At 28.6% G+C, this 25,894-nt stretch carries 27 protein-coding genes; 26 read left to right on the top strand and 1 reads right to left on the bottom strand.

Features of this window, described 5'->3' with window-relative positions; genetic code table 11:
* Window positions 1-149 precede the first annotated feature (149 nt).
* Genes GAN53_RS07125 through GAN53_RS07135 form a run of 3 tightly spaced genes read left to right on the top strand, consistent with a single transcriptional unit; the run spans window position 150 to window position 3,427 of the window.
* Window positions 150-653 (top strand): FHA domain-containing protein, encoded by a 504-nt coding sequence (locus tag GAN53_RS07125; protein WP_151410419.1) that lies wholly within the window; start codon window positions 150-152, stop codon window positions 651-653.
* Window positions 646-1,905 (top strand): FtsW/RodA/SpoVE family cell cycle protein, encoded by a 1,260-nt coding sequence (locus GAN53_RS07130; RefSeq protein ID WP_151410420.1) that lies wholly within the window; start codon window positions 646-648, stop codon window positions 1,903-1,905. Before GAN53_RS07125 ends, GAN53_RS07130 begins: the two co-directional genes overlap by 8 nt.
* Window positions 1,898-3,427, top strand: coding sequence for a peptidoglycan D,D-transpeptidase FtsI family protein (locus tag GAN53_RS07135; RefSeq protein ID WP_151410421.1), 1,530 nt, complete (start codon window positions 1,898-1,900; stop codon window positions 3,425-3,427). The genes GAN53_RS07130 and GAN53_RS07135 overlap by 8 nt, the downstream gene beginning before the upstream one ends.
* Before the next feature lie 2 nt (window positions 3,428-3,429).
* Here GAN53_RS07135 and GAN53_RS07140 read toward each other — a convergent pair whose 3' ends face one another.
* Complete coding sequence (locus GAN53_RS07140; RefSeq protein ID WP_151410422.1) at window positions 3,430-4,215, bottom strand: NAD(+)/NADH kinase; 786 nt, start codon at window positions 4,213-4,215, stop codon at window positions 3,430-3,432.
* Window positions 4,216-4,258: 43 nt separating this feature from the next.
* Between GAN53_RS07140 and GAN53_RS07145 the strand changes: the two genes are divergently transcribed.
* The 23 genes from GAN53_RS07145 (at window position 4,259) to GAN53_RS07255 (ending at window position 25,888) form a co-directional block, all read left to right on the top strand.
* Entirely contained in the window at window positions 4,259-5,113 is an 855-nt protein-coding gene (locus GAN53_RS07145) for an RluA family pseudouridine synthase (RefSeq protein ID WP_151410423.1), read from the top strand.
* A 142-nt stretch (window positions 5,114-5,255) separates the two neighbouring features.
* Complete coding sequence (locus GAN53_RS07150; RefSeq protein WP_151410424.1) at window positions 5,256-6,008, top strand: DeoR/GlpR family DNA-binding transcription regulator; 753 nt, start codon at window positions 5,256-5,258, stop codon at window positions 6,006-6,008.
* Window positions 6,005-6,910: a 1-phosphofructokinase gene (gene pfkB, locus GAN53_RS07155; protein WP_151410425.1), complete on the top strand. Its 906-nt coding sequence runs from the start codon at window positions 6,005-6,007 to the stop codon at window positions 6,908-6,910. Before GAN53_RS07150 ends, pfkB begins: the two co-directional genes overlap by 4 nt.
* A gap of 8 nt (window positions 6,911-6,918) precedes the next feature.
* On the top strand, window positions 6,919-8,799 hold the full coding sequence (locus GAN53_RS07160; RefSeq protein WP_151410426.1) for a PTS fructose transporter subunit IIABC: 1,881 nt from the start codon (window positions 6,919-6,921) through the stop codon (window positions 8,797-8,799).
* Between the two features lie 354 nt (window positions 8,800-9,153).
* Window positions 9,154-9,825 carry a YtxH domain-containing protein gene (locus GAN53_RS07165; protein ID WP_151410427.1) on the top strand — a complete coding sequence of 224 codons (672 nt, stop codon included), beginning with the start codon at window positions 9,154-9,156 and terminating at the stop codon, window positions 9,823-9,825.
* Between the two features lie 10 nt (window positions 9,826-9,835).
* Window positions 9,836-10,279, top strand: coding sequence for a DUF948 domain-containing protein (locus GAN53_RS07170; protein ID WP_151410428.1), 444 nt, complete (start codon window positions 9,836-9,838; stop codon window positions 10,277-10,279).
* Window positions 10,280-10,327: 48 nt separating this feature from the next.
* On the top strand, window positions 10,328-11,338 hold the full coding sequence (locus GAN53_RS07175) for a LacI family DNA-binding transcriptional regulator (RefSeq protein ID WP_151410429.1): 1,011 nt from the start codon (window positions 10,328-10,330) through the stop codon (window positions 11,336-11,338).
* A gap of 54 nt (window positions 11,339-11,392) precedes the next feature.
* Window positions 11,393-11,653 (top strand): HPr family phosphocarrier protein, encoded by a 261-nt coding sequence (locus GAN53_RS07180; protein ID WP_099320757.1) that lies wholly within the window; start codon window positions 11,393-11,395, stop codon window positions 11,651-11,653.
* Between the two features lie 180 nt (window positions 11,654-11,833).
* Window positions 11,834-13,540, top strand: a complete 1,707-nt coding sequence (gene ptsP / locus GAN53_RS07185) for a phosphoenolpyruvate--protein phosphotransferase (RefSeq protein WP_151410430.1) — start codon at window positions 11,834-11,836, stop codon at window positions 13,538-13,540.
* Between the two features lie 18 nt (window positions 13,541-13,558).
* Window positions 13,559-14,179, top strand: a complete 621-nt coding sequence (locus GAN53_RS07190) for a kanamycin kinase (RefSeq protein ID WP_151410431.1) — start codon at window positions 13,559-13,561, stop codon at window positions 14,177-14,179.
* A 91-nt stretch (window positions 14,180-14,270) separates the two neighbouring features.
* Complete coding sequence (locus GAN53_RS07195) at window positions 14,271-15,107, top strand: YitT family protein (protein ID WP_151410432.1); 837 nt, start codon at window positions 14,271-14,273, stop codon at window positions 15,105-15,107.
* 273 nt (window positions 15,108-15,380) lie between these two features.
* Window positions 15,381-15,932, top strand: a complete 552-nt coding sequence (locus GAN53_RS07200; RefSeq protein WP_151410433.1) for an RNA-binding protein — start codon at window positions 15,381-15,383, stop codon at window positions 15,930-15,932.
* Entirely contained in the window at window positions 15,925-16,665 is a 741-nt protein-coding gene (locus GAN53_RS07205; protein ID WP_151410434.1) for a peptidylprolyl isomerase, read from the top strand. Before GAN53_RS07200 ends, GAN53_RS07205 begins: the two co-directional genes overlap by 8 nt.
* A gap of 8 nt (window positions 16,666-16,673) precedes the next feature.
* A complete protein-coding gene (locus GAN53_RS07210; RefSeq protein ID WP_151410435.1) occupies window positions 16,674-18,053 on the top strand; it encodes an aminoacyl-histidine dipeptidase in 1,380 nt (459 codons plus the stop codon).
* A gap of 11 nt (window positions 18,054-18,064) precedes the next feature.
* Complete coding sequence (locus GAN53_RS07215; protein ID WP_151410436.1) at window positions 18,065-18,487, top strand: DUF1292 domain-containing protein; 423 nt, start codon at window positions 18,065-18,067, stop codon at window positions 18,485-18,487.
* A complete protein-coding gene (locus tag GAN53_RS07220; protein WP_151410437.1) occupies window positions 18,480-19,427 on the top strand; it encodes a TIGR01212 family radical SAM protein in 948 nt (315 codons plus the stop codon). Before GAN53_RS07215 ends, GAN53_RS07220 begins: the two co-directional genes overlap by 8 nt.
* Window positions 19,428-19,847, top strand: a complete 420-nt coding sequence (locus GAN53_RS07225) for a hypothetical protein (protein WP_151410438.1) — start codon at window positions 19,428-19,430, stop codon at window positions 19,845-19,847.
* Window positions 19,848-19,887: 40 nt separating this feature from the next.
* Window positions 19,888-20,433 carry a DUF6648 family protein gene (locus GAN53_RS07230; RefSeq protein WP_151410439.1) on the top strand — a complete coding sequence of 182 codons (546 nt, stop codon included), beginning with the start codon at window positions 19,888-19,890 and terminating at the stop codon, window positions 20,431-20,433.
* Window position 20,434: 1 nt separating this feature from the next.
* Window positions 20,435-21,391, top strand: a complete 957-nt coding sequence (locus GAN53_RS07235; RefSeq protein ID WP_151410440.1) for an RluA family pseudouridine synthase — start codon at window positions 20,435-20,437, stop codon at window positions 21,389-21,391.
* Between the two features lie 11 nt (window positions 21,392-21,402).
* The gene (locus GAN53_RS07240) at window positions 21,403-22,305 is read left to right on the top strand and encodes an ROK family protein (protein WP_151410441.1); all 903 of its coding nucleotides are present in this window, start codon (window positions 21,403-21,405) and stop codon (window positions 22,303-22,305) included.
* A complete protein-coding gene (locus GAN53_RS07245) occupies window positions 22,295-22,993 on the top strand; it encodes a response regulator (RefSeq protein WP_151410442.1) in 699 nt (232 codons plus the stop codon). The genes GAN53_RS07240 and GAN53_RS07245 overlap by 11 nt, the downstream gene beginning before the upstream one ends.
* On the top strand, window positions 22,984-24,423 hold the full coding sequence (locus GAN53_RS07250) for an ATP-binding protein (RefSeq protein WP_151410443.1): 1,440 nt from the start codon (window positions 22,984-22,986) through the stop codon (window positions 24,421-24,423). The genes GAN53_RS07245 and GAN53_RS07250 overlap by 10 nt, the downstream gene beginning before the upstream one ends.
* A complete protein-coding gene (locus GAN53_RS07255) occupies window positions 24,407-25,888 on the top strand; it encodes a hypothetical protein (protein WP_151410444.1) in 1,482 nt (493 codons plus the stop codon). Before GAN53_RS07250 ends, GAN53_RS07255 begins: the two co-directional genes overlap by 17 nt.
* Window positions 25,889-25,894 lie beyond the last annotated feature (6 nt).

Below are 25,894 nucleotides of genomic sequence, written 5' to 3' on the forward strand. Positions count from 1 at the left end.
CATAAGGAACTAGTCTAAAATATAGATTAGATCCTTTTTTATTTTAATGTTTGATATTATCGCCTAAAAGCTAGTAAACTCAAAACTAATAAGTTTTCAAATATAATTTATGTGGTAAAATATAAGAACAAAAGTAAAGGATGAATATTATGGATAAATTTTTTAATTTTATAGATAGAATTTTTTCAATAAATGTATTTGGCAATTTAACATTATATCAATTGATTTCGACAATATTAAAGTATATCTTTGTAATAGTTGTTTTTTATTTTATATATTCTATTATAAGAATAATATATTACGATGTTAAAACAACTTTGTTAAAGGAAAAAGAATCTGATACCTATTTAAAACTAATAAATAAAAATGATGCCTTTAGATTTATGGTTCAGGAATACTATTTTATTGGCGAAGAAGATACAATTGGTCGTGATGATAGAAATACTATTTGTATAAAGGATAAGTATTTGTCAAAATTTCACGCAAGAATAATTCAAGATGAAGATATATATTTCCTTGAAGATTTGAAATCTGCCAACGGAACTTTTTTGAATGGAGAAAGAATAGAAGATGCAATTGAACTAAAGACTAATGATATTATTCATCTTGGTCAATTGCAATTCTTGTTTATCCAAGGAGATAAAAATGAATAAAGATTTAGATTTAACCTTAAGAGAAGATAAGTATAGCAATAAATCGACTTTTTTACTGTTGATTTTTACTTTTTTATCTTTATCACTTTCTCTAATTTTTAATATTAAAAACATCGGCAATACTGACTTTTATACTTATTTGGCGATTTTATTAGTAGTTGTCTTATCAACAAGCCTTGTAAGTAAGATTACAAAAGCAGATAACATCCTGGTTATGATTGTAAATATGCTTTTTTCTATAGGAGTTTCTATGATATATAGATTAAATCCATCTTATGGCAAAAGGCAATTACAATTTTATTTAGTAGGTATAGCCTTGTTTTTTATTACATTTTTTATACTAAAAGCATTTAAGTTTTGGTCTAAAATAAGTATTTTTTATGTTATCGTTTCTGTTGGATTATTTGTTGCAACACTTGTTTTTGGTACTTATTTAGGAGGAGCTAAAAACTGGATAGTTATTAAGAATTTTTCTTTTCAGCCATCTGAATTTATCAAAGTTCCACTAGCATTTTTCGTTGCAAGCTTTTATGCACGTTATAATGAAATTGTAAGCAAACCCTTTGGTAGATATTATATGGAATTTGTTATTTTAATGTTTATAGGTTTTTTATTTTTACAAAAAGACTTAGGGACTGCATTGATATTTTTTGGTCTTATGATTTTAAGCCAATTTGTCTATGAAAAAGATAGGTTTTTTATTGTATTTAACATAATTTCTATGATTTTAGGTTCCATTCTTGCTTATTTTATGTTTGGACATGTAAGGATAAGAGTTGCAACTTGGCTTGATCCATGGTCGGATATAAATAAAAAAGGATATCAAATTACTCAGGCTTTATTTGCCACAGCTAGTGGTGGATTATTTGGAACTGGAATTGGTTTGGGTCATCCAGATTATATACCTGTTGCAGAATCTGACTTTATTTTCTCAGCTATTACTGAAGAAATGGGAGTATTTATGGGAATTGCGGTAATTCTTCTGTTTATGATTTTGGTATATAGAGCTTTTAAAATATCTTTGACTCAGCAAGATAAATTTTTTTCAACACTAGCATTTTGTATAGGAGTTTTATTTGCCTTACAAACTTTTATTATACTTGGTGGAGTTTTGAAAGTTATACCCCTAACTGGAGTAACCTTACCTTTTATATCTCAAGGTGGTTCTTCCATGCTTTCAGGTTTTATACTTCTAGGTTGTTTGCAATATTGTGCTACAAATATTAAATATGGAGATGAAACTAATGACTGAAGATAAAAATTTTAAGGCAAAGAAAAAAAGGAAAACTGAAAAAAGCTTCATTGATAAAATAAAAGAATTAGAAAAAGAGCAAAGAATTAAAGATAGCAGAGAGTTAAAAGTCCTATCAAAATCAACCCTAAACAAAAGATTGCTTTTTGTAATGATCTTTTTTGTACTTCTTTTTATGGGCCTTGCCATGTATATTGTATATTTTCAACTTTTCAAAGCAAAAGAGATAGCAAAAAATGAAAATAACAGAAGATTGTGGGTAAATGAAGATGCAATTGATAGAGGAATAATTTTTGATAGAAAGGGAAATATCCTAGCTTATAACCAAGAAAACCAAGATGGTAGTAAAGAAAGAATCTATAATTATGGCAAAGCAAGCGCAGCAATTACTGGTTATAATTCAAAAACTTATGGAAAAACTGGCATAGAGAAAACATACAATAATTGGTTACTAAATTTAAAAGAAGAAAATTTAAGTCAGTTTAGAAAAATGGTTGTAAAAACAGACAAAGGAAATGATTTACACCTAACAATTGATCAAAATATCCAAAATTTAGCTTATAATTATTTGAGTCCTCATCAAGGTGCAATAGTAATAATGAATCCAAAAACAGGTGAAATTTTAGCCTTGGCATCAGCTCCAACTTTTGATCCTAATACTGTAAATAGAGATTGGGATAACCTAATTGCAAATAACAACGGACCTTTAGTAAATAGAGCTACTTCGGGCTTATATAGACCAGGATCAATTTTTAAAATCATTACATCTAATGCTATGCTTGAAAATAATATTGATAAGTCTTATGAAGATACAGGTACAGAAACTATACAAAATTTTGATATCAAAAACTTTGGCGATCAAGTTTTTGGAAGTCTTGATTTAAGAAGTGCTTTTGTTCATTCTGTAAACACATATTTTGCCTCAAAAACAAATAAAATGGGTAAGGAATCTTTGATGAAGATGACAGATAAATATATGTTTAACAAAAGCTATGACTTTGATTTGGAGAAATACGATTCGACTATACCATACAAAGAATTAAACCAAGTAGATTTAGCTATGACTGGTTTTGGTTATGGGAAAACAAAGACAACTCCTCTTCACATGGCAATGATGGTTTCATCAATTGCTTCAGAAGGGAAAATGATGAAGCCAAGGCTTGTTTCATCTATAACAAATAAAGAAGGTGAAACTCTTTGGGAATCAGAAAAAGAAGTCTTATCAAAAGTTACAAGTGTGGAAAATGCCAATATAATAAGAGATATGATGGTAGATGTAGTAAATGAAGGTACTGCAAAAGGAGCTTATATACAAGGAATCCAGCTAGCAGGCAAAACTGGTACTGTTGATAAAAACGACGGACTAATTGATTCCTGGTTTGTAGGATTTGCTCCTGCTTATGACCCAAAAATTGCTATTGCTATTGTAATAGAAAATTCGACAGACGCAGCAGGAGTAACTGTAGCACCAATTGCAAGAAATTTAATTTTTGACATTTTTAATCAAGTAAACTTAGAATAAAATTACAATAACTTATTTTTGATATTAGTCCAATAGTGATTATTGTCAAGAATAAGTTTTTTTATTGTCTTATTTGAAACTTTAATGCTAATTTTATAATCTTTAGTTTGATGTTCTTTTCCATCAAAGATAAAAACAGTATGGTAATTATCCCTTCTTGATACTAAGATATCGACTATAGCATTTTCTGGTAAAACTATAGGACTTTTAAGGGATTTGTTTATATTTGAATAAATAGGAGCAATTGGAGTTAGCTCAAAACCTTTTAAAGATTGGTGAAGAATTGCACCGCCAGCAGATAAATTATAAGCTGTAGACCCATGGGGAGTTGAAATTATAAGACCATCGCCTTGGAAATTTTCTACAAAAATCCCGTCAATAAATACTTTTAGTCTAACAATTTGATTTCTATCACTTTTTACAACAACTTCATTTAGGCAAGAAATATGATTTCTGTTTACATTTGAATCCAAAACTGTAAGTTCTTCTGTAAAATATGATCCATTTTTTAGAGCTTTTGCAAAAGATTCAATTTCGTTAACTTCAATCTCTTGATAAAAACCCAAATGCCCTGTGTTAATTCCAATAAAAGGAATATCAGTAAAATTTGTATCGTGAACTGCTTTAAGAAATGTCCCATCTCCACCAATAACAAGATTTAACATGGCATGAGGATCATATGTTTTAGAAATAATAAAGCCATAATTTTCTAATATATCTTTGCTTTTATAAAAAATATTTTTGCTATATTTCGATTTATTTTTAAATATATTTATAACATTTGTCATCTTGAAAACCTCTCATATAATACATTATAACATAGAGGTCGATATGAATAGTATAAATTTTAAAATAAATGAAAAAATAACTACAAAAAAATTCTTATTAGAAAATAATTTTTCCAAAAGAGCAATTAAAGATATCTTGGAAAATGGCTATTTTGTTAATGATGATAAGGTTAATAAAAATTTTGACTTAAATATAAATGATTCTTTAATTATTCCAATAGAAGATGAGAAGATTGACTATGACAAAGTCAAAGGCGAATTAGAAATTGTTTACGAAGATCAAAATATATTAGTTGTAAACAAAGCTTATAATTTGACAGTAAATTCCAAAGGTCAAATATCTTTGGCAAATTATTTAGCTTATTATTTTTCTGAAAATAATATAAAGTCAAAAGTGAGACTAGTTAATCGTTTGGATATGAATACTTCTGGACTTTTGATGGTTGCAAAAAATCCTTATTCTATGGCATATTATCAAAATCAAATTGAAAAAATTCTTTTTAAGAAGAATTACTTGGCTGTTGTCGAAGGAAAATTAGACATAGATGAAATAATAAAATTAAATTTAGCCTACAATGAAGATCAAAAAAGATATGAAGTTTCAAAAGATGGAAAAACTGCCATAACTTACTTTAAAACTTTAACTTATGACCCATCAAAAGACATAACTTATATAAATGCTGATATAAAAACTGGAAAAACTCATCAAATTAGAGCGTCTTTAGCAAATCTTGGCTATCCAATTTTAGGAGATAAACTTTATGGATCAAAAATCAAGCTAGGAAGATTTTTGCTCCACGCTTACAAAATACAATTCATAAGATTTCTAGATGGGAAAAAAATAATATTAGAATCAGATCCGAATTTTGAAAAATTCCTAGATTCCATTAAAAATTGACAATTTTATATCTTAAATCTAAAGTTTCACATTTTAAAATAATTTGAAACTTTATTTTTTTGAAAAAAATGATTTATTTTGATTTAAAATGCTTGACAATGATTTAATATTATTCTATAATAGTTTATAGAAAGGATTTGCCATGCTAAAGGAAGAAAGATTTTCAAAAATAATAGAGTTAGTAAATGAGAAAGGCTCAGTAAAAACTACGGAAGTTTCTGAAGTTTTAGACACCTCACTAGCAACAGTAAGAAGAGATCTTAATGAACTTCATGCACTTAATAAAATTGTAAAAGTTTTTGGTGGAGCTAGCTCAATCAAAAACGCTCAATTTATTTCAACTGAGGACGACTTGGATTATAAATTTACAATTAATACTAAAGAAAAAGATCTTATTGGAAAATTTGCTGCAAGTTTGATTTCTGAAAATGATTTTGTTTACTTAGATGCTGGAACGAGTGTAGAAGCTCTGATAGATTATATTAGTGCAGAAAATACTTATTACGTAACAAATTCTTTAACTATAGGAAAAAAGTTATCACTTATTGGCAAGAAAGTTTTTATTGTCCCTGGAGAGTTTAAAAAGGGAACAGGAGCATTGATTGGTGCAAGCACTTGTGATTATTTAGATAACTTCAACTTTAGTATTGGATTTTTTGGCACTAATGGCATACATGAACAAGTTGGTTTTACAACTCCAGATATAAACGAAGCTATGGTAAAATCAAAGGCTATTTCAAGGTGCAACAAAGTATATTTTTTGGCGGATTCTTCGAAGTTTGGGAAAGTTTCTAAGGTTACATTTTCTAATAATCCTAATTTAGAAATTATAACTAATGTAAAAAATGATGGAAAGGATGAAATTGTTATAAGAAAGTTAAAGGAGGGCCTATGATTTATACTTTAACTTTAAATCCTGCCCTAGACCACATTGTTAGAGTGAAACATTTGGATCTAGGCGAAACAAATAGGATGGATGAAGAGATTATAAAGGCGGGCGGTAAAGGAATAAATGTTTCAAAGCTTTTGAAAAATCTTGGAATGGATTCACTTTCCTTAGCCTACATAGGAGGATTTACTGGCAAAGAGCTTGAAAGGTTAGTTAAAGATGATTGGGGACTTAAGACGGATTTTATTGAAATTTCTAAAGGCATAACAAGGATAAATGTAAAAATAAAAGCTGATAATGAAACTGAAATAAATGGTAAGGGCCTTATAATTAACGAAAGCGAGCAGAAATTACTTTTTGAAAAATTAGAAAAATTAGGAGATAATGACTATCTATTTTTATCAGGTTCAATACCAAAATCTTTAGGAGATAATTTTTATGCTAAAATTATGAAAGATTTAGAAAACAAAAACGTTAAGGTTATTGTAGATGCTTCTGGAAATGCCTTAAAAGAAAGTTTAGCGCTTAAACCTTACCTAATAAAACCTAATCAAAGAGAACTTGAAGAAATATTCGATGTTGAAATTAAAACTGATAAAGATTTAAGCACCTACGGTAAAAAACTTCAGGATTTAGGAGCAAGAAATATAATAATTTCCTTAGGGAAAAATGGTGCATTTTTGCTTGATGAAAACGGCAATGAATATTATTCAAAAGCCCCAGAAGGAAAATTGGTTGATTCAGTAGGATCTGGAGATTCAATGCTTGCAGGTTTTGTTTATGGAATAACAGCTGGTTTTTCTACAGAAGAAGCCTTTAAGTTTGCGCTAGCATGTGGATCGGCAACTGCTTTTTCAGAAAATATCGCAACAAAAGAAGAAATTTATAATTTATATGAAAATATTTAGGAGTAAAAATGAAAATTATTGATTTATTAAAAAAAAGCTCCATAAAACTTGGGGAAAGTCCTGCAAGTAAGGAAGATTTAATTGGAAAACTTGTAGACTTAATGGCAACTAGTGGCAATTTAAATGACAAAGAAATTTACAAGAAAGATGTACTGTTAAGAGAAGAATCTGGAACTACTGGAATTGGAGAAGGCATTGCAATTCCTCATGCAAAATCAGCAGGAGTAAACTTCCCTCAGTTAGCAGCTATGACAATTCCACAAGGAACAGATTATGAGTCTTTGGATGGAGAAGATACTAAACTATTTTTCCTTATAGCTGTACCAGAAAAATCATCTGATGAACACATAGTTCTTTTACAAAGACTTTCAACCATGCTCATGGATCAAAGTTTTAGAGAAGATTTACTAAATGCCAAAGATGAGGATGAATTTTTAACTATAATAGCTAATAAAGAAAAAGAAAAGTTCCCAGACGATTTTGTAAAAAACACTGAAAATACTGTAAAAGGATCTTACGACCTATTAGCAGTAACTGGATGCCCAACTGGTATAGCTCATACATTTATGGCAGCAGAAGCCTTAAAAGAAAAAGCAAAAGAAATGGGCTACACTATGAAAGTTGAAACTCACGGATCTACAGGAATAGAAAATGCACTAACAAATGAAGAAATTAAAAATGCTAAAGGCATAATTATTGCTTGCGATGTGGGAGTTAAAAAATCAAGATTTTCAGGCAAAAGACTTGTAGAAACTAAAGTTTCTAATGGAATAAATAAGCCAGCAGAACTTATAGAAAAAGCTTTAAATGAAAATACAAAAACTTACAAATCTGATGTAAATATTAAAGAAGAAGATGTAAGTGAAAAAGCTTCATTAGGTCAAACAATTTATAAACATCTTATGAACGGTGTTTCACATATGCTACCATTTGTAGTTGGTGGAGGTATTTTAATTGCCCTAGCATTTTTACTTGATGATTATACAATTGATCCTGCAAACTTCGGTTCAAACACACCGATTGCAGCTTTATTTAAAGAAATTGGTGGTGCAGCATTTGGATTTATGTTACCAGTTCTTGCTGGTTTTATAGGAATGTCAATAGCAGATAGACCTGGACTAACAGTTGGTTTTGTCGGAGGATTTTTGGCAAATGCTGGAGGAGCAGGATTTTTGGGAGCTTTAGTAGCTGGATTTTTATCAGGATATATAATTATTCTTTTAAGAAAAATAACAAGTCCACTACCAAAATCATTAGATGGAATTAAACCTATGCTAATTTTCCCACTATTTGGAATTTTATCTATAGGTCTTATAATGTTACTTTTACTAAACCCACCACTTGCAGCACTTAATGAATCTATAACAAATTGGCTAGAAACAATGGGTAGTGCTTCAAAAATCGTACTTGGATTCTTGCTAGGCGGAATGATGTCTGTAGATATGGGTGGTCCAATTAACAAGGCGGCTTATTTATTTGGAACAGCATCTTTAGCATCTGGATCATCTTTAGTAATGGCAGCTGTAATGGCTGGAGGAATGGTTCCACCACTAGCGCTATCACTATCAATGATATTATTCAAAGATAAATATAGTGAAAAAGATAGACAAACAATACCGACAAATATCATAATGGGACTTTCATTTATTACAGAAGGAGCAATTCCATTTGCAGCAGCAGACCCACTAAGAGTAATACCAGCTTCAATAGTTGGTAGTGGAATAGCAGGAATGCTATCTATGGTATTTAATTGCTCATTAAGAGCACCTCACGGTGGAATTTGGGTAATAGGAGTTATAGAAAATCCAATAATGTATCTACTAGCTATAGTAGTAGGATCATTGGTATCTGCACTTTTATTAGGAATATTAAAGAAAAAAGTAAATTAACTATAAAAGGCAAGGCTAAGTCCTTGCTTTTTTTAAAAAATAAAACAAATTTAATTTATAAATTAAAAATCAAAATTTGTTGAAAATATTTTCCTAATGTATTATAATTTAATCATCCTAAGGAGTATAGGTCCGTATTTAAACCTACATCAATTATATGGGATTGCCTTGTTCCAGCTTGGATGGAAAGCCTCCACAGAGTGGACTTCAGATATTCTGGACAGCTTGCCCACCTTCACAAAAGCGAAGGTTATAATTAAGGGCCACCTTAGGATTTTTATTTGTGAAATGTGTGTTATATATTCTTTTTTGGGTATATAATAATTAGTAAAACTTAAAGGAGTGATAGAAAAAATGTCAATAAGTGATTATATAGAACAAAAAGCAAGAGCAAAACAAAGAGAAATTAAATACGAAATTTGGAAAGCTAAAAATCATGATAGCAGAATGAGAACTCAAGGTGCGTTGTTAGGTGCTTTAGTAGGAGTTACAGCTGGAATATTATTGGCTCCAAAATCTGGTAAAGAAACTAGAGAAGATATTGCAGATGCTTTTGATGAAACAATAAACAATGTTAAAGACACTACTTATGATTTGATGGATAGTGCAACTGATATGGTTTATAACGCAAAAGATTCTTATGAAGATTTAAAATATAGAGCTTACACAGATTTACAACCAGTTAGAGAAGGTTTTGATTATGGCAAAGAAATTGCCAAACAAACAGGCGAACAAATTGCTGAAACTGCAAATAATGTAAAAGAAAATGTAGCCGAAGGTGTTTCTGAAGTAGGTAAAATTGTAAATCATACAGCAGATAATGTAAAAGAAGATATCAAAGAAGGTGCTGATGAAGCTTCTGATGTTGTAGAAGAAAAACATCAAGATAATAAAAAAGAAGCTAACAAATCCAAAGAAGAAATAAAAGAAAATGCAGAAGACCTTGCTGATAAAGCAAAAGAAACAAAGGAAGAAGTAAAAGAAGCAGATAAAAAAGCTTCTGAAAATAATAAAAAAAATAACTAGGGAGTATTAAATGATAACTATAAATTTTAATCTTCTTGGTAATATTATCCTAACAATTGTTGGGATTGTTGCTTTGATATATTTGATAATGACACTATCAAATATCAATAAATTAGTCAAATCTTTCCAAGGGATACTAGAAAAAAATGAAGATAATCTTGATGATGTTATCAATAAGCTACCATCAGTTGTAGATCAAGCAAATACTCTTGTAAATAATATAAATACAATTGTTCAAGATCCAAATTTAAGAATGGCAATTGCCAAAGCTAACGATACTATGACAAATGTAAGTAGTATTAGTGATGACATCAGAGATACTGTAAATTATGTTGGTGTGACAGCTGTTGATAGTATTGATACTGTTAACGCTGGAATTTCATCTGTTAGTGATTATTCTTCACTAATTATGGATGTAATTGACATAGTAAAAAATGTAATATCTGGCAGATAGGAGAAAGGTCATCAAATAAGATGGCCTTTTAATTTAAGAGGGTGAATTATGGGACAACCAACTATTAAAGATGTGGCAAAACTTGCAGGAGTTTCAATATCTACAGTATCAAGAGTAATGAATAATTCAAAACCTGTAAGTCCTGAAGCAAAAAGAAAAGTATTAGATGCTATAAATAAACTTGATTTTAAACCTAATGAATTAGCAAGATCGCTAGTTATGAGAAAATCCAATTTACTAGGAGTTATAGTTTCTGACTTAGCTATAGAATATATGGCTCATTTAGTTAGAGGAGCAGAAGAAATAGGCAGAGTTTATAAATATGATATTTTACTTTCAAGCTCTTATGGATCAGAAGATTCTATCAATAATGCAATCGATTTTTTGGCTACAAAACAAGTAGAGGGCTTAGTAATTATATCTGAAAGTATAAGTGATGAAAGTTTATTGAAGCTTAGAGAAGCTAAAATACCATTTGTATTATTAGATAAATACTATTCTTCAAAAAATCTACATACAGTAAGAATTGACTATGAAAAGGAAGAATACAAACTTATAAAATATCTTTTAGATTCAGGTCATGAAAATGTACTATTATTGGAAACAAAAGATGATAATATTGTCAAAAAAGCAAAACTAGAAGGTTACAAAAAAGCCATAGAAGAAAATAAGAAAAAAAGTTTTGCAATAGAAATAGATGGACTTACAAGTAATGATGGCTATAATATAGGAAAAGAAGTTATAAACTTATGCAAAAAGAATAAAATAAGTGCTGTAGCTTGCGAAAATGATGAAGTAGCCATAGGATTTATTGATTATTGTGCAGATAATGGCATAAATGTACCAAACGATTTAACCGTAACAGGTTTTGGAGATAGGTCAATAGCTAGTATTTATAGACCAAATCTAACAACTGTAGCAATACCGTATTATGATATTGGTGCTATAGCAATAAGAGCTTTGATTAAAAGGATCAAAGATGAAGATGATATTTTAACTGAGGATTGGATAATAGATGCAAATTTAAAAATAAGGCAATCTAGCAAATCATTCAGTTGAAAATATATAAAATAACTACTATAATATATGTAGAAAATTAATAGGGAGGCTATTATGGCAGAAAGAAAAGTAATTGTAGAAAATGAAACAGGTTTACACGCTAGACCAGCAGCTAGTTTAGTTCAATTTGTAAAAAACTATTCTGGCGAAGTAAAAATCATTAAAGATGGTAAAGAAGCTAACGCAAAATCAATATTTAACGTTATGAGCCTTGGAATTGCTAAAGGAGCAGAAATAGAACTTGTAATTGATGGCGAAGATGATGAAAAATTTGCAGATCAATTAGTTGATTTTATAAAAAACTTATCAGAATAATTTTATCATTAGGGGATGCTGCATTAAATATAAACTAATTTTGTTTTATCAATATTTTTTATTGATTATCTAATCCTTATCTATTGGGAAAGATAATCGATTGAGATAACTATATGATATAACAAAGAGTTTATATAGCAACAGCCTCTTTTTTTTATAAATTTTATAGAAAGGATGATTATGACAAACAAATATCAAGGTATAAAGGCAAGTTCAGGTATAGCTATAGGTAATATTTATCTGTTTAATAGAGAAAAAGTTGATATAGACCAATCAAAAATCGAAAAAGAACTGATTGAAAAAGAAATATCCAAAGTAAATGATGCGATAAATTCTTATGTTAATCAACTATCAGATACAAAAGGAGCCAACCAAGCACAAATAAATATAGCTAACGCTCACAAAGAACTTTTGCAAGATCCATATTTTTCAGATACTATAGAATCTAAAATAACTAACGAATTGAAAAATGCAGAGCTAGCATTAAGTGAAACCATCAACGAAATGGTAGAAATAATGAGCCAAATTGATGATGAATATTTGAAAGAACGTGCAAGTGACTATAAAGACATTGGCTATCAATTAATGTATAAATTAAAAGGAATTACTCCCAAAGATTTATCCAACATAGAAAAAAATACAATTATCATTTCTAAAGAACTTACACCTTCAGATACTTCCAATATGAATAAGGAAAATGTTGCAGGATTTGCAACGGATTTAGGTGGAAAGACCAGTCATACATCAATTATAGCTCAAACTTTAGATATCCCTGCCCTTGTTGGTATGAAAGATATATCAACTAAAGTAGAAGATGGAAAATTAGCCATTATAGATGGTAATGAAGGCTTTATTATCGTTGATCCATCAGAAGAAGAACTAGAAATATATAAATCAAAGATCAAAAAAGAAGAAGAAATTAGACAAAGATTAAAATTAATAAAAGATAAAAGAGCAACCACTAAAGACGGAAGAAGTGTTGAAGTTTCTGCTAATATTGGAAACTTAGAAGATCTTAAAATTGCAATAGAAAATGGCTGCGATGGTGTAGGATTATTTAGAACAGAATTTCTATACATGGAAAATACTCATTTTCCAACAGAAGATGAACAATTTGAAGTTTACAAGCAAGCCACAAAAATGCTAGGAGAAAAACCACTTATTATAAGAACCTTAGACATTGGTGGAGATAAGGGATTAGATTATTTCGAATTCCCTGTAGAAGAAAATCCGTTCTTAGGTTATAGAGCAATTAGATTATGTCTTGATAGAGAAGATATATTTATGACACAACTAAAAGCTTTAGTTCGTGCATCAGCTTATGGAAATTTAAAAATAATGATTCCTATGATTATTAATGTTTCAGAATTCAAAAGAACCTTAGAATTAGTTGATCAAATAAAATCTCAGTTTGATAAAGATGGAATATCTTATAATAAGGACCTTGAAATTGGAATAATGGTTGAAACTCCTGCATCTGTTTTCATGGCAGATAAATTAATAAAATATGTAGACTTTTTCTCAATCGGTACAAATGATTTATCTCAATACACACTAGCTTGCGATAGAGGCAATGAAAATATTTCTTATCTATATTCAAACTATAATCCAGCTGTACTTCGTGCAATTAAGCATGTAATAGATGAATCTCACAAGGCTAACAAATGGACAGGAATGTGCGGTCAATTTGCGTCTGATACTGAAGCTACGAAGTTGCTATTAGGTTTAGGTTTGGATGAATTTTCAGCAGCATCATCAAAAATTGCAGAAATTAAAGATACAATCATAAACTCTGAATTTAGCGAGGAAGAAAAATTTGCTATTAGCTTATTAGATCTTGAAACTCCAGAAGAAATAGAAGAAAAAGTAAAAAATCATAATAATTAACTGAAAGATTTTTAATCTATGGATAAAGATTGTAATATAAAAAATTATTTATCTAATCATACAAAAGAAGAAAATTATAAACTAGGTTTAGAATTTGGGAAATATCTAAAAAATATTCATCAAAAAAAAGCTAAAGATGGTATTAATTCCTACGAATTATTTAATACCAAGGCTAACTACCTATTTTATAGGCACGGCTTGAGCGACGATATTGGTGATAATGACTATATATTAGTAGATTTTATTAATCAAAATAAACATCTAACAAAAAATATTGAATCTAAAAGAATAATTGGACAAATTAATTTTGAAAATATTTTACTTGATGGTGATAACAATTTTCTATTGAAAGAAAAAGAAAATTTTCATTATGGTGATCCTGCTTTTGATTTTACAAACATTAATAAAATCTCAAAAGTTAGTAAAGAATTCTCAAAAGCTTGTTACAAGAGTTATTTCTTAGATAAAAAAGCACCTATAAAGTTTTTTAGGTTATTATCTATGTATCAAGCATATATAATATTAGAAGATATTGTTAATAAAAGAGATAAGTCTAATAGATATTTAACTGATGATGAATTTGAATATTTATTAAAAATTTATGATTATTTTAATAATGTAATTCCAATATGGATTTAAGAGAGCTTGGAGCTCTCTTTTTTTTATATAGGTAATTTACGAAAATAGATTTTTGTGGTAAGCTTAAATAAGCAAAAGATGGAGGAAGAGGATGAGAAAGAATGTTAATATTTTTATAGGATCTGTTATACTTGCTTGTGGTTTACATTTTTTCCTATTGCAAAATAATATTTCGGCTGGCGGAGTATCTGGTCTATCACTTGTTTTATCAAAGGTTACTGGAATAAATCTTGGCGTTTTAAACCTTATTTTAAACGTTATTGTTCTAATTTTGGGAGCAATTTTTATAAATGTTGACTTCACGAAAAAATCTATTTTATCGGCAGCTACTGTATCAGTTGTACTGATAGTTCTAGAAAAATGTTTACCACAAAAAGCTCTTACAGAAGAGATAATGCTTAATGTTATATTTGGACCGCTATTGGCTGCAATTGGTATTGGTATTATATTTTACAACGGTGGTTCTTCTGGTGGTACGGATGTAATAGCAGCTATTATTAATAAATACACAAATTTTCCTATACATATTAGCTTATTTATTACAGATTTTATTGTAGTATTATCATCCACATTTGTAATAGGTTTAGATAAAGGTCTATTCGCTATTTTAGTAATAATGATTCAAGATATAACAATTGATTATGTAATTCAAGGTTTAGGAAGAAAAATTGCTATATTTGTAATTAGCGATAGATATGAAGAAATTAATAATTTACTTATTAAAAAGCATGATAGAGGTGTAACTTTAATTCATGCTGAAGGTGGATACACAGGTAGAGAAAAAAGATTAGTTTTTACAATCTGTGCAACTAGAAAATATCCTATAATAAAAGATGATATATTATCTGTTGATGATAGAGCGTTTATATTCTCTCATACAATATCAGAAGTATTTGGAGAAGGTTTTACAATTAAAGAATTACGATAGGAGCAAATTATAAACAAATATAGATTAAAAAGATTTACAAAAAACAAAGCCTACTTAGCAACCCGATTTGGGGATGCAACTATTGATAAGAAGGAAGTCAAAGATAGAAGACAAGGAGATTTAATAAGCGCATATCTTTATTACGATAGAAATAAAATAATTAAGGCGACAATAGACTTTCCTTACGAATTTAATAAAATTTATGATCTTAAGGCGGTTGAGATCGATAAAGATGGTGTTTATTTTGAAATAATAAACAACAACCACATTTTTATGCCGTTTACAGAAAGAACTTATAGGATAATAAAAGAAATGACTTATCCTGTGACTTTTAAAGTCGATAAAAATGGATTTATAATACTATCATCAAAAATTAGAAATTTGCTTAGCCTAGATCATGATTTCAAAGAAAATGACGAAGTATGTGGAAGAATTTACTCAATAAATAAATCTATCGGTGCATTTATCGCCATAGATAATAAATTTGATTCTTTACTAAGAATAAATGAATTGCAAGGGGTTCACATTGAAGGTGAATTTATAGAAGCAAGAGTTAAAGAAGTAAAAAGTGATGGAAAAATTGAGCTTTCATTAAGAAAAAGAGCTTATCTAGAAATTGACAATGATTCTGATAATATATTAGATTATTTATATGAAAATGATGGTGTTGCTTATATATCTGATAAATCATCACCAGAACAGATAAAAAAACTCTTTGGTATTAGCAAATCATCTTTTAAAAAAGCATTAGGTAGACTTTATAAAAACAAAGATATAAAAATATACAATAACAAAATTGAATTAAATGAGGGTAAAAATGTCTGAAAATAAATTGATAGCAGAAGTAAATGGGGTAAAAATCTATCAAGAAGATTTGTTTAATCTTTTGGCAGCTATGGAAGATAAAGCTAGATTTAACTCAAAAGAAGGCTTAAATGTATTGGCTGATGAACTAGTTAACCAAGAACTTTTATTACAAGATGCAAAAGAAAATAAGCTTGATAATGAAGAAGAATTTGTTAAAGAACTTGAAATAGTGAAAAATAATATGCTAAAAAATTACGCAATGCACAAGATTTTTGAAAAAGTAAGCGTAAGTGAAGATGAAATCGAAAACTATTATGAAGAAAATAAAGACACTTTATTTTCACCGGTTACTTATACTGCCAGCCATATCTTACTAGAAAGTGAAGAAATGGCAGATAAAGTTTTAGATCAAATAAATGAGGGTTTAGATTTTAAGGAAGCAGCAAAAAAATATTCACTTGATCCTACAAAAGATAATGGTGGTTCTTTAGGATCTTTCCCAAAAGGAGTAATGGTTAAAGAGTTTCAACAAGGCCTTGATGAGCTTAAGATTGGTGAAATTTCAAAGCCAATAAAAACACAATTTGGCTACCACATTATTAAACTTGATAACAAAATGGATTCATCAAATACCTACGATGACATAAAAGATAAAGTAAAATCAACCTATGAAATGGTTAAAAGACAGGAAAAGTATATAGAAAAGATAAAAGATCTTACAAAAAAGGCAGAAATAAATAAATATTATTAGGTGAGTTTATGGATTATGAATCATTAATGGATAAGCTAAAAATAAATATCGAAAATCTATCGGATTTTATAAATAATACTCAAGCAAAACATCCTCTATCAGAATATATAAGTAAAATTGCTGTAGAAAATGGCTTTGAAGTTACTGGTGTCAATGATGCAATTTATTTTAAAAGAGGAGATAAGCCATCTGCAATAATTCACTTAAATTTAGAATACAAAAATAAGAATTATGATTTTTCAATAGATGAAAATAATCCCTTGCAATTAATTTCTTCTTGTGAAAGCACATATATAAATGCGATATTAATTATTTCTTTGTTGTTTTTTCAAGAAGATGCTAAATTTGATATTCTAATGACAAAAAATGTTATTCAAACTGAAAATAAAAGTTTTCAAACTTTAGCAAATATAATAAGAAGCGAAAATATTATTAATTTAAATCTTAATAAAAGTTTTTGTCTAGCAGATCAATTTAGTTCCTTGATATTATCTAGAATAAATATACCAGTGGAAAGATTTGAGATTACTTATGATTATAAGAAATTTAGAATTTCTTTAAATAATCTAATTGGTGGTCATACAGGTGAAGATCTAGACAAACTTAGATTAAATTCAATAAAAACTCTGATAGGATTTATTAGAAGAATAAAATCTAAAGTAGATATCGATATAACAAATATAACAGCTGGTGAAAGATATGATAATATCCCTAGTGCTGGTTTTATTGATTTCGTAGTAAAAAGCCAATATGAAAATGAATTATTGGATATTTACCAAATCATAAAAAACGATTACATAGAAAAAAATTTAAAGCATGAACCAGAAATGGATTTATCAATTGAAGAAATTTCTGAAATTGATTTTAATCCTATTGACCAAGCAAGTTTTGATCATCTATTGTCATTTGTGGAATTAATACCATCTGGAGCCTATAAGGTAGATAATATATCTAATGAGCTTATAAGCTCTATCAACTTATCGACAGCTAGAACTTTTGAAGATTTATTTGCATTTGTCATAGTTTATAGATCATTGTCAGAAGAGATAATGAATGAGATGCAAAATAAAACCTCAATAGCTGCTGAAATAAGTTATGGAGAAATTATAACAAATCTTGTTATACCAAAATGGAAAAATTCGAATGATAAATTAGTAAACGCTTTTAGAAGAGCATATACAAATATTTTCAATGAAGATTTGCAAGTTATTAAAACCCAATATTCTTTAGATTCTAGTATAATATTTAACAATTTAAATGTTAACTTGGTATCATTAGGGGTAGAATATAAACAAGGGGATGATGGTAATTATTATAGCAAGTTAGCTGATATTGTTAGTGAAACAATGCTAATAGATAATGCTATTACCCAATTAGAAGAAAATTGAGGAGGACATGTGTGAGCGAAAAATTAGAAATACATGGTCATAAGTTAGAATTTTTGAAAAATGAAGGAAAAGCTGTAATTTCTTTGGATTTTGGAGAAGATTCTGAAGAATGCTATTTAATCGATATTTTCTCAGTAGATGATATTGATTATGTGGCCTTAATATCAAGTATGAGTAATGAAATTTATTTATTTTATTATGAAGATTCTTTTGATGATGAAAATGAAATAGATTTAAAAACAATAGAAGATGAAGATGAAATAGATGAAGTTTTCCACTTGTTTGGTCATTATTGGGATGATGATGCAATCGATCAACTAGTAGAAGATTACAATACTGATTTAGAAATAAAGGAAAACACAGAAGATGTTATAATCGATGAAGAAATTATCTACGAAGAAGAGGATATTGATTTAGAAGATAAAGATGAATAATCCGTATTATTCAATTAGTGAATATTATAAAACAAAATATGGCGAAAAAATCTATAAGCTACCGATAAAATTATCTCTTACTTGCCCTAATAGGGACGGTGAAGCTTCTTACGGCGGATGTATATATTGCTCGGAAGATGGTGGAAGTTTTGAAAATTTACCCTCATATTTAAGCGTTGAAGACCAATTAACAAAAAACAAAGCTTATATAGGGAAGAAATACAAAATAAATAAATTTATTGCCTATTTTCAAAATTTTACTAATACTTATATGGATTTACATACTTTTAAAGAAATAATAAAAGCTTGTGAAAAGGATTATATAGTTGCAGTTGCAATATCAACTAGATCTGATTGTATTAGTGAAGATAAGCTTGACTTTCTTTATCAATGGAAGGAAAAAACTGGTAAAGATATAATTTTTGAATTGGGTTTGCAAACTGCAAATTATAAAACTTTAGAGATATTAAATAGAGCTGAAAGTTTGGCGGATTTCATAAAAGCTTGTAATTTAATCAATAAATATGATTTTAGGATTTGTGCTCACGTTATACTTTCCCTACCCTGGGATGATATAAGAGATGTTAGAGAGACTGCTAGAATTATTAATTCTTTGAATGTAAAAGAAGTTAAAATTCATTCCTTATTTATTATAAAAGGAACAAAGCTTTGTCAGATGTATGAAAACAATGAATTTGTCATGCCGAGCAAAGAAGAATATGAGAAAAATGTAATAGAATTTTTAAGAATTCTAAAAAAAGATGTGGCAATTTCTAGACTAGTCGGTAGAGCTCCTAGCGAAAAAACTGTATTTTGCAATTGGGATAGTTCTTGGTGGCTAATAAGAGATGAAATTGTGAAAATAATGATTGAAAACGGATTTGTTCAAGGTGATAAGTCCGATGATAAGATATATAAAAAAATAAAGGGGGACATGTAAATGTTATATTATGTAATTGGAACATCTGGATCAGGAAAAACTCAATATTTAGTTGATGAAGCTACTAAAGAAAAGGAAAAAGACGTAAATAATGTAGCTTTTGTTACAACTGAAGATGATAGAACAAGAATTTTAAACCACAGAGTTAGAGTAATAAATGCAAAATCATACAATATAACTTGTATAGGACAACTCAAAGGCTTTATAGCTGGTATTTTGGCACGTGATTATGATATCGGCAAAATTTATGTTGATGGAGCTTATGAGATAGCAGATATAAATAAAGACAACTTAGAAAAACTTACTGACGAATTAATGAGATTATCAGAATATGCAAAAGCAGATATTTATCTAAGTTTAGACTGGTCAAAAGAAGATATACCTGAATCTATTAAAGCTGAAGTAATAGAAGTAAATTAAAAGATTTATGTGACCGTCTCCTAAGAGGCGGTTTTTTATTATGATAAAAGAAATAGATAAACTAAAGGCGTTTGAAAAATTTAGAAAGGAAGCCATTGATTTATTAGAAGAATCTAAAATAGATAAAGATAAATTTTTACATAAAAACTTAGATTACATAAGAAAACTTGATCTAAAACCATTTTCTAATATAAAAAATGTAGAAGAGGCAATCTATAATTACCAGTATTATAATCTCTTGGCTAAAAAATCCAATGCAGAGGCAAAAAATATTGTAAATAATTATAAAAAACGAAAATTATATGCTAGGCTAATCAATGAAAGAGAAAATTATTATTGCCTAAAAGATATTGCAACACAGAGAATACTAGAGCTTTTAGACTATAAGTTTGTAGAAAGTTATTTTATTATTCTTAATTCAAAAAGATTAAAGGGTGAAATTTTTGAAATTAATATAAAATCAGAAGAAAAATTAATTTTACATTCAAAAAATAAGAAAATCTTAAATGAATTAAAAGACCACGGGGTATTTTTGGATTATTCCAGGCCCTCTTTAATCGATTCTTACGTAAATAAATCTTACTAATATGATAGAAATTACTATAAACAAAAATGATGCAAACCAAAGATTTGATCGATTTCTAAGAAAATATTTTTCTAATGCACCACTTTCATTGATACAAAAAAATATTAGAAAGAAAAATTTTAAAATCAATGGCAAAAGAGCTACAGCGGATATGTTTGTTAAAGAAGCCGATGTTGTCAATATGTATATTTCTGATAGCGACTACAATAAATGGGTAAGAAAAATTGATTATAAAGCTAGCGATTTTGATCTAGACATAGTATATGAAGATGAAAATATAATTATTTTGGATAAGAAGAGTGGTCTATTAACTCATTCTTCAAATCCAAAAGAATATGGTAACAACTTAGTTGATCAAATGATTTCTTATCTTCTTAAAACCAAAAAAGTCGATAGCAGAGATAAAACATTTACACCTGCTGTAGTTAATAGACTAGACAGAAATACCGAAGGATTAGTAATCGGTGCGAAAAACGCTATGGCACTTAGAAATCTAAACAAAGCTATAAGAGAAAATAAAATTTCCAAATATTATTTAACCATAGTAAAAGGTGAGATAAAAGAAGAATTTACTGTAGACACTTATATATCAAAAAATGAGAATAAAAATAAAGTGAAACAATCAGATAAGGGCTCTAGGATAATTACAAAATTTAGACCTATAGAAAGTAATGGTAGTTTTAGTCTTATAGAATGTGAATTATTAACAGGAAAAACTCATCAAATTAGATATTCGTTAAAAAAGAATAAGACTCCAATAATTGGTGATAGCAAATATGGCAATAAAGACATAAATAATATGCTATTTGATAAACTTGCGATAAAAAATCAAGTATTATTAGCATATAAGTTGAAATTTGGAGAAATAGAAGGTTTAGAATATCTTATAGATCGAGAATTTCTTTCAAAGAAAAAAGATAATATAATAAGCCTAAAAAATAAAATATTTAAATTGTAGGAGATATGCTAATGGATAAAGTCATAGGTGTGGATTTAGGTGGAACAAAAATAAATGCTTGTCTTATAGATAGAGAAGGGAAAATATTAGATAGAAATAGTATCGACACTCAAGCAAAAGAGGGTCGTGATGTTGTTTTAAACAATATCAAAAAAACAATTTATGGTTTAGATTACAAAGAGGCCATAGCTATAGGCATTGGAACTCCAGGTTTTATTGATTCAGAAAATGGAATTGTTACATTTGCTGGAAATATTGAAGGATGGAGTGGCTTAAATTTAAAAAAAGCCGTAGAAGAATTTGTAGATGTACCTGTATTTGTAGAAAATGATGCAAACATAGCCTTACTTGCAGAAAAGTGGTTGGGATCTTGCAAAGATGCTAATGATATTGTTATGATAACACTTGGTACTGGAGTAGGTGGTGCAGTTTATAATTCTAAAAGAGGAATGTTAACAGGATCTCATTTCCAGGGAGCAGAACTAGGACATATAATCCTTCATCCAGCTGGTGATTATTGTACCTGTGGTCAACACGGATGTGCAGAAGCTTACTGTTCTGGAAGTGCTTTATCTAAAAATTACAAAAAACTAACAGGTGAAGATTTAAGTGGAGAACAAATCCTAAAGAGAATTGAAATAGACTCATATGCTAAAGAAGTATTAAACACCTATCAAGAAGATTTGGCATATTTTTTGACAAGCCTTAGAAATATTTTTGATCCAGAAGTTATAGTAATTGGTGGTGGAGTTATAAACTCAAAAGATATTTGGTGGGATGGAATGATTGAAAAATTCAATGTGGTTTGCAATAACACTCTTAATATAAGTGTAATTCCTGCTAAATTTTTGAATGATTCTGGTGTTATTGGAGCAGGTAAAATTGCTTTTGAAAGGATAGATAATGGAAAATAATAAAGTCTTAATATTAGATGATGAAAATGCAATAAGACAATTTATGAAAATCAACCTGGAATATCAGGGCTATAAGACTTGTGAAGCAGCTAGTGGAGAAGAGGCATTAAAAGTTTTTGAAGAAGAAAATCCTGCAGTTGCAATACTTGATGTAATGCTTCCAGGTATCAACGGATTTGAAGTTTGCCAAAAAATAAGAGAAAAATCTCCTAAAACTGGAATTATAATGGTTTCAGCTAAAAGCCAAGATATAGATAAAATCTTGGGTCTTGAAAGAGGTGCTGATGATTATATTATTAAACCCTTTAATCCTCAAGAATTAATACTAAGAGTAAGATCTCTAATGAGAAGAGTAAATTTAACAAATGATAAAATTGAAGGAGAAAAAACAAATTCTATAAACGATGGTCCATTTACTCTAGATTTATATGCAAAAACTTTTTATAAAAATGGTCAAGAAATTGACCTAACTCCAACAGAATTTGCTATACTTAAAAACTTCATTAACTCAAAAGGTAAAGCGATGACTCGCGATGAAATTATGAAGCAAACCTGGGGAGAAAATTATAGCAACGATACAAAAATTGTTGATGTCAATATAAGAAGAATAAGAGCAAAAATAGAAGAAGATCCAGCAAAACCTAAATATATTGAAACTGTTTGGGGCACAGGTTATAGATGGAACTAGCAAATAATAAATTAAATATCAATTCCTCATACAGAATAACAATAGTTAGATTTATAATGATGTTTGTTATAACTGTTGTAATTGGTTTTGAGATATTTGCCTTTAATAGTATTAGAAATTACTATCAATCAACTTTATTAGGATCAATGCTAAATCAGGCAAAAATAGATCAGTTGCAATTTAACAATTATTCTAATAAATACGATTTGGCAGAGATAATTCTTGGTGATAAAAACGCATTTTATAGGGGTAATACAACACAAGTTCAAATATTAGATAATTCAGGAACAGTACTTTTTGATTCTCAAGCATCAAATGATGTTGGAAAAAAGCTAATCCATTCTGATATAAAAGCTTCAAAAGAAGGTAAGCAAGGTATTTATAGGCGCAAAAATCTTAGAACTAAAGAAGAGATAATATCTTTATCATATCCTTTAAATTCTAATGATAAGCAAGCGGGAATCCTAAGATTAACTAGCTCAATGTCAAAAGTTAATCAGAAAATCAGATCAGACATGGTTATTTATATTATATTTGGCATATTTGTTGTTATTGCAGCTTTTATTCTTGCATTAATAGCCTCAAAAAGCCTTGTTGCACCAATTCTTAAATTAATCGATGTTTCAGAAAAATTAGCTCAAGGAAATTTCAATGTAAAAGCGGAAATTAACGGTAATGATGAAATATCAGAACTAGGTCAAACTTTAAATTTCATGAGCGAAAATATCATAAGAAGAGAAGATATGAAAAACGAGTTTATATCTTCAGTTTCTCATGAACTTAGAACACCACTTACTTCTATCAAAGGATGGGCTATTACTTTACAGTCTAAGGAAATTCAAGAAAATAAAGATATGCTTAACCAAGGACTTAGCATCATCGAGAGTGAAGGTGATAGATTATCCATGATGGTTGAAGATTTATTAGATTTCTCTAGGTTACAATCAAGTAACTTCAAATATGAAAAAGAAAAAATAGATATAGTGGAACTTGTAAAACAAGTCCATACCCAATTAAGTCCTCGAGCTGAAAATGAGGGAATAAATTTCACTCTAACTTCCTTATATAAATCCATTTATGTTTTTGCAGATAAAAATAGAATGAAAGAAGTTTTTATAAATATAATAGATAATGCCATAAAATTTACAGATGAAAATGGTAATATAGATATACTCATAGAGCAATTAAATGATTATGTAACAATAACTATAAAAGATGATGGTGAGGGTATCAAAGAAGATGAAATTGCCTTTGTAGCAAGTAAATTTTATAAGGGTTCTTCTTCCAAATCACAAACAGGTCTTGGATTATCAATATGTGAAGAAATTGTAAAAGCTCATGATGGAAATATGATAATTAAAAGTAAATATGGCTCTGGAACTTCAGTAATTATAGAAATACCGAGGATGCAAGATGAAAAAGATTATTAGATGTTGTTTGTTTTTTATTTTTAGTATATTTTTAGTATCTTGTTCTAAGGGATCAGATGATGAATTAAACGATCTAATTTTAACTCCGGTACTCGATAGTCCTGTTTTACAAGGGACTTGGCAAGTAACTAAGGTTGAAAATATAACCGGTGTTAATAATACAAATTCACCTAAAATTGGCGATAAACTTTATATTAACAATAACTTGGTGGCTATAAACAAGGAATATGCTTTTCCTCCAACATTCACTTCAAAATATGTAATTTTGAGTGACTATTTAATAAATCGTGGCTATAATTTTGACAATGTAGCAATAGATGAAAATGTTGTAGTTGTAAACGCCTCACAAGGTCAATATTTTTCAAGAGATTTTATAAAAACATCCGATGATGAAATTTTTTATATAGCCGATGATAATATGATATTTTTATCAAAAGTATCGGATGATGTTGATTCCGAAGTGGTAAATTCTTTCAAAGTTCTAGCAATATTTGAAAGAAGCAAAGATAAAAATCCAACAAAAAATGACGAAGATGAAGCTTTATTATTATCAGTAAGAGAAAGAGATGACCTGGCTGATAAAGATTTAGAATATAACTATTATACTTATCTAATAAAGATTCCTAAGAACGACAAAATAACTTATAAAAAATCAGAAGATATATTTATAAAAGGAAAAGACGAATATCGGAAAATACGAAGCAAAAAGAATAATTTAAGTGGCCTATATGATAATATAGAGGCTTTTCCTGCAAGATTAGAAGATCAGATGGATCAAAAAGAAAATATTGATAGATATAGCTTTAAAGATTTTGATATGGATTTAAGAATAAATTTTGCAGATATCAATTATATATCTTTTTCTTATACAAAATTATTATCCGATAATTCGATAAATAAATATGGATTTCTTGCGACTAATGAATTGCAAGATAATACTTTAATTTCAATAGATGAGTTCACAGGTGAAAATACTGCAACTGAACAATTTGAATATATGGTGTTAAATGAAGCAACTTCAGCTGATTCAGAAATAAAACCAAATGATATCATTATAGATAACACAAATTTTGGTTTGGTAAGAGATCTGGGAAATTGGACAATTCAAACATCCATTTACACAAAAGAAAAACAAATAAAAGCAAGCACTCAAATTCCTATGAGAAATCATCTTGATAATTCTGTTGCAAATCCAATAGACATTACAAAAGATCAAGTAAGAAATATCAATCCACAATTTAAAGACTACTATCTATTTAATGATGGTAAATATATATTAATCCAAACAGCAGATGAGATATTAATACACAAGATTAACAAAGATTATATAGAAAAAAAACCAATATTTTCAATTCCTACTGACAAAGCTAGTACATTGATTTCAATAAATCAGCAAAGTGGAAGCAATGTAAAAAATCTAGAGGAAAATTATCTAAACAATAATGAAATTATTGATAGTAATTGATTTTAT

The sequence above is a fragment of the Anaerococcus sp. Marseille-P9784 genome, from assembly GCF_902500265.1.
GTDB lineage: Bacteria > Bacillota > Clostridia > Tissierellales > Peptoniphilaceae > Anaerococcus.

What these genes read in the sequence shown, in the direction of transcription:
- GAN53_RS07125 (WP_151410419.1), top strand. Translation starts at nt 150, where the DNA reads ATGGATAAATTTTTTAATTTTATAGATAGAATTTTTTCAATAAATGTA.
- GAN53_RS07130 (WP_151410420.1), top strand. Translation starts at nt 646, where the DNA reads ATGAATAAAGATTTAGATTTAACCTTAAGAGAAGATAAGTATAGCAAT.
- GAN53_RS07135 (WP_151410421.1), top strand. Translation starts at nt 1,898, where the DNA reads ATGACTGAAGATAAAAATTTTAAGGCAAAGAAAAAAAGGAAAACTGAA.
- GAN53_RS07140 (WP_151410422.1), bottom strand. Translation starts at nt 4,215, where the DNA reads ATGACAAATGTTATAAATATATTTAAAAATAAATCGAAATATAGCAAA.
- GAN53_RS07145 (WP_151410423.1), top strand. Translation starts at nt 4,259, where the DNA reads ATGAATAGTATAAATTTTAAAATAAATGAAAAAATAACTACAAAAAAA.
- GAN53_RS07150 (WP_151410424.1), top strand. Translation starts at nt 5,256, where the DNA reads ATGCTAAAGGAAGAAAGATTTTCAAAAATAATAGAGTTAGTAAATGAG.
- pfkB (WP_151410425.1), top strand. Translation starts at nt 6,005, where the DNA reads ATGATTTATACTTTAACTTTAAATCCTGCCCTAGACCACATTGTTAGA.
- GAN53_RS07160 (WP_151410426.1), top strand. Translation starts at nt 6,919, where the DNA reads ATGAAAATTATTGATTTATTAAAAAAAAGCTCCATAAAACTTGGGGAA.
- GAN53_RS07165 (WP_151410427.1), top strand. Translation starts at nt 9,154, where the DNA reads ATGTCAATAAGTGATTATATAGAACAAAAAGCAAGAGCAAAACAAAGA.
- GAN53_RS07170 (WP_151410428.1), top strand. Translation starts at nt 9,836, where the DNA reads ATGATAACTATAAATTTTAATCTTCTTGGTAATATTATCCTAACAATT.
- GAN53_RS07175 (WP_151410429.1), top strand. Translation starts at nt 10,328, where the DNA reads ATGGGACAACCAACTATTAAAGATGTGGCAAAACTTGCAGGAGTTTCA.
- GAN53_RS07180 (WP_099320757.1), top strand. Translation starts at nt 11,393, where the DNA reads ATGGCAGAAAGAAAAGTAATTGTAGAAAATGAAACAGGTTTACACGCT.
- ptsP (WP_151410430.1), top strand. Translation starts at nt 11,834, where the DNA reads ATGACAAACAAATATCAAGGTATAAAGGCAAGTTCAGGTATAGCTATA.
- GAN53_RS07190 (WP_151410431.1), top strand. Translation starts at nt 13,559, where the DNA reads ATGGATAAAGATTGTAATATAAAAAATTATTTATCTAATCATACAAAA.
- GAN53_RS07195 (WP_151410432.1), top strand. Translation starts at nt 14,271, where the DNA reads ATGAGAAAGAATGTTAATATTTTTATAGGATCTGTTATACTTGCTTGT.
- GAN53_RS07200 (WP_151410433.1), top strand. Translation starts at nt 15,381, where the DNA reads ATGCCGTTTACAGAAAGAACTTATAGGATAATAAAAGAAATGACTTAT.
- GAN53_RS07205 (WP_151410434.1), top strand. Translation starts at nt 15,925, where the DNA reads ATGTCTGAAAATAAATTGATAGCAGAAGTAAATGGGGTAAAAATCTAT.
- GAN53_RS07210 (WP_151410435.1), top strand. Translation starts at nt 16,674, where the DNA reads ATGGATTATGAATCATTAATGGATAAGCTAAAAATAAATATCGAAAAT.
- GAN53_RS07220 (WP_151410437.1), top strand. Translation starts at nt 18,480, where the DNA reads ATGAATAATCCGTATTATTCAATTAGTGAATATTATAAAACAAAATAT.
- GAN53_RS07225 (WP_151410438.1), top strand. Translation starts at nt 19,428, where the DNA reads ATGTTATATTATGTAATTGGAACATCTGGATCAGGAAAAACTCAATAT.
- GAN53_RS07230 (WP_151410439.1), top strand. Translation starts at nt 19,888, where the DNA reads ATGATAAAAGAAATAGATAAACTAAAGGCGTTTGAAAAATTTAGAAAG.
- GAN53_RS07235 (WP_151410440.1), top strand. Translation starts at nt 20,435, where the DNA reads ATGATAGAAATTACTATAAACAAAAATGATGCAAACCAAAGATTTGAT.
- GAN53_RS07240 (WP_151410441.1), top strand. Translation starts at nt 21,403, where the DNA reads ATGGATAAAGTCATAGGTGTGGATTTAGGTGGAACAAAAATAAATGCT.
- GAN53_RS07245 (WP_151410442.1), top strand. Translation starts at nt 22,295, where the DNA reads ATGGAAAATAATAAAGTCTTAATATTAGATGATGAAAATGCAATAAGA.
- GAN53_RS07250 (WP_151410443.1), top strand. Translation starts at nt 22,984, where the DNA reads ATGGAACTAGCAAATAATAAATTAAATATCAATTCCTCATACAGAATA.
- GAN53_RS07255 (WP_151410444.1), top strand. Translation starts at nt 24,407, where the DNA reads ATGAAAAAGATTATTAGATGTTGTTTGTTTTTTATTTTTAGTATATTT.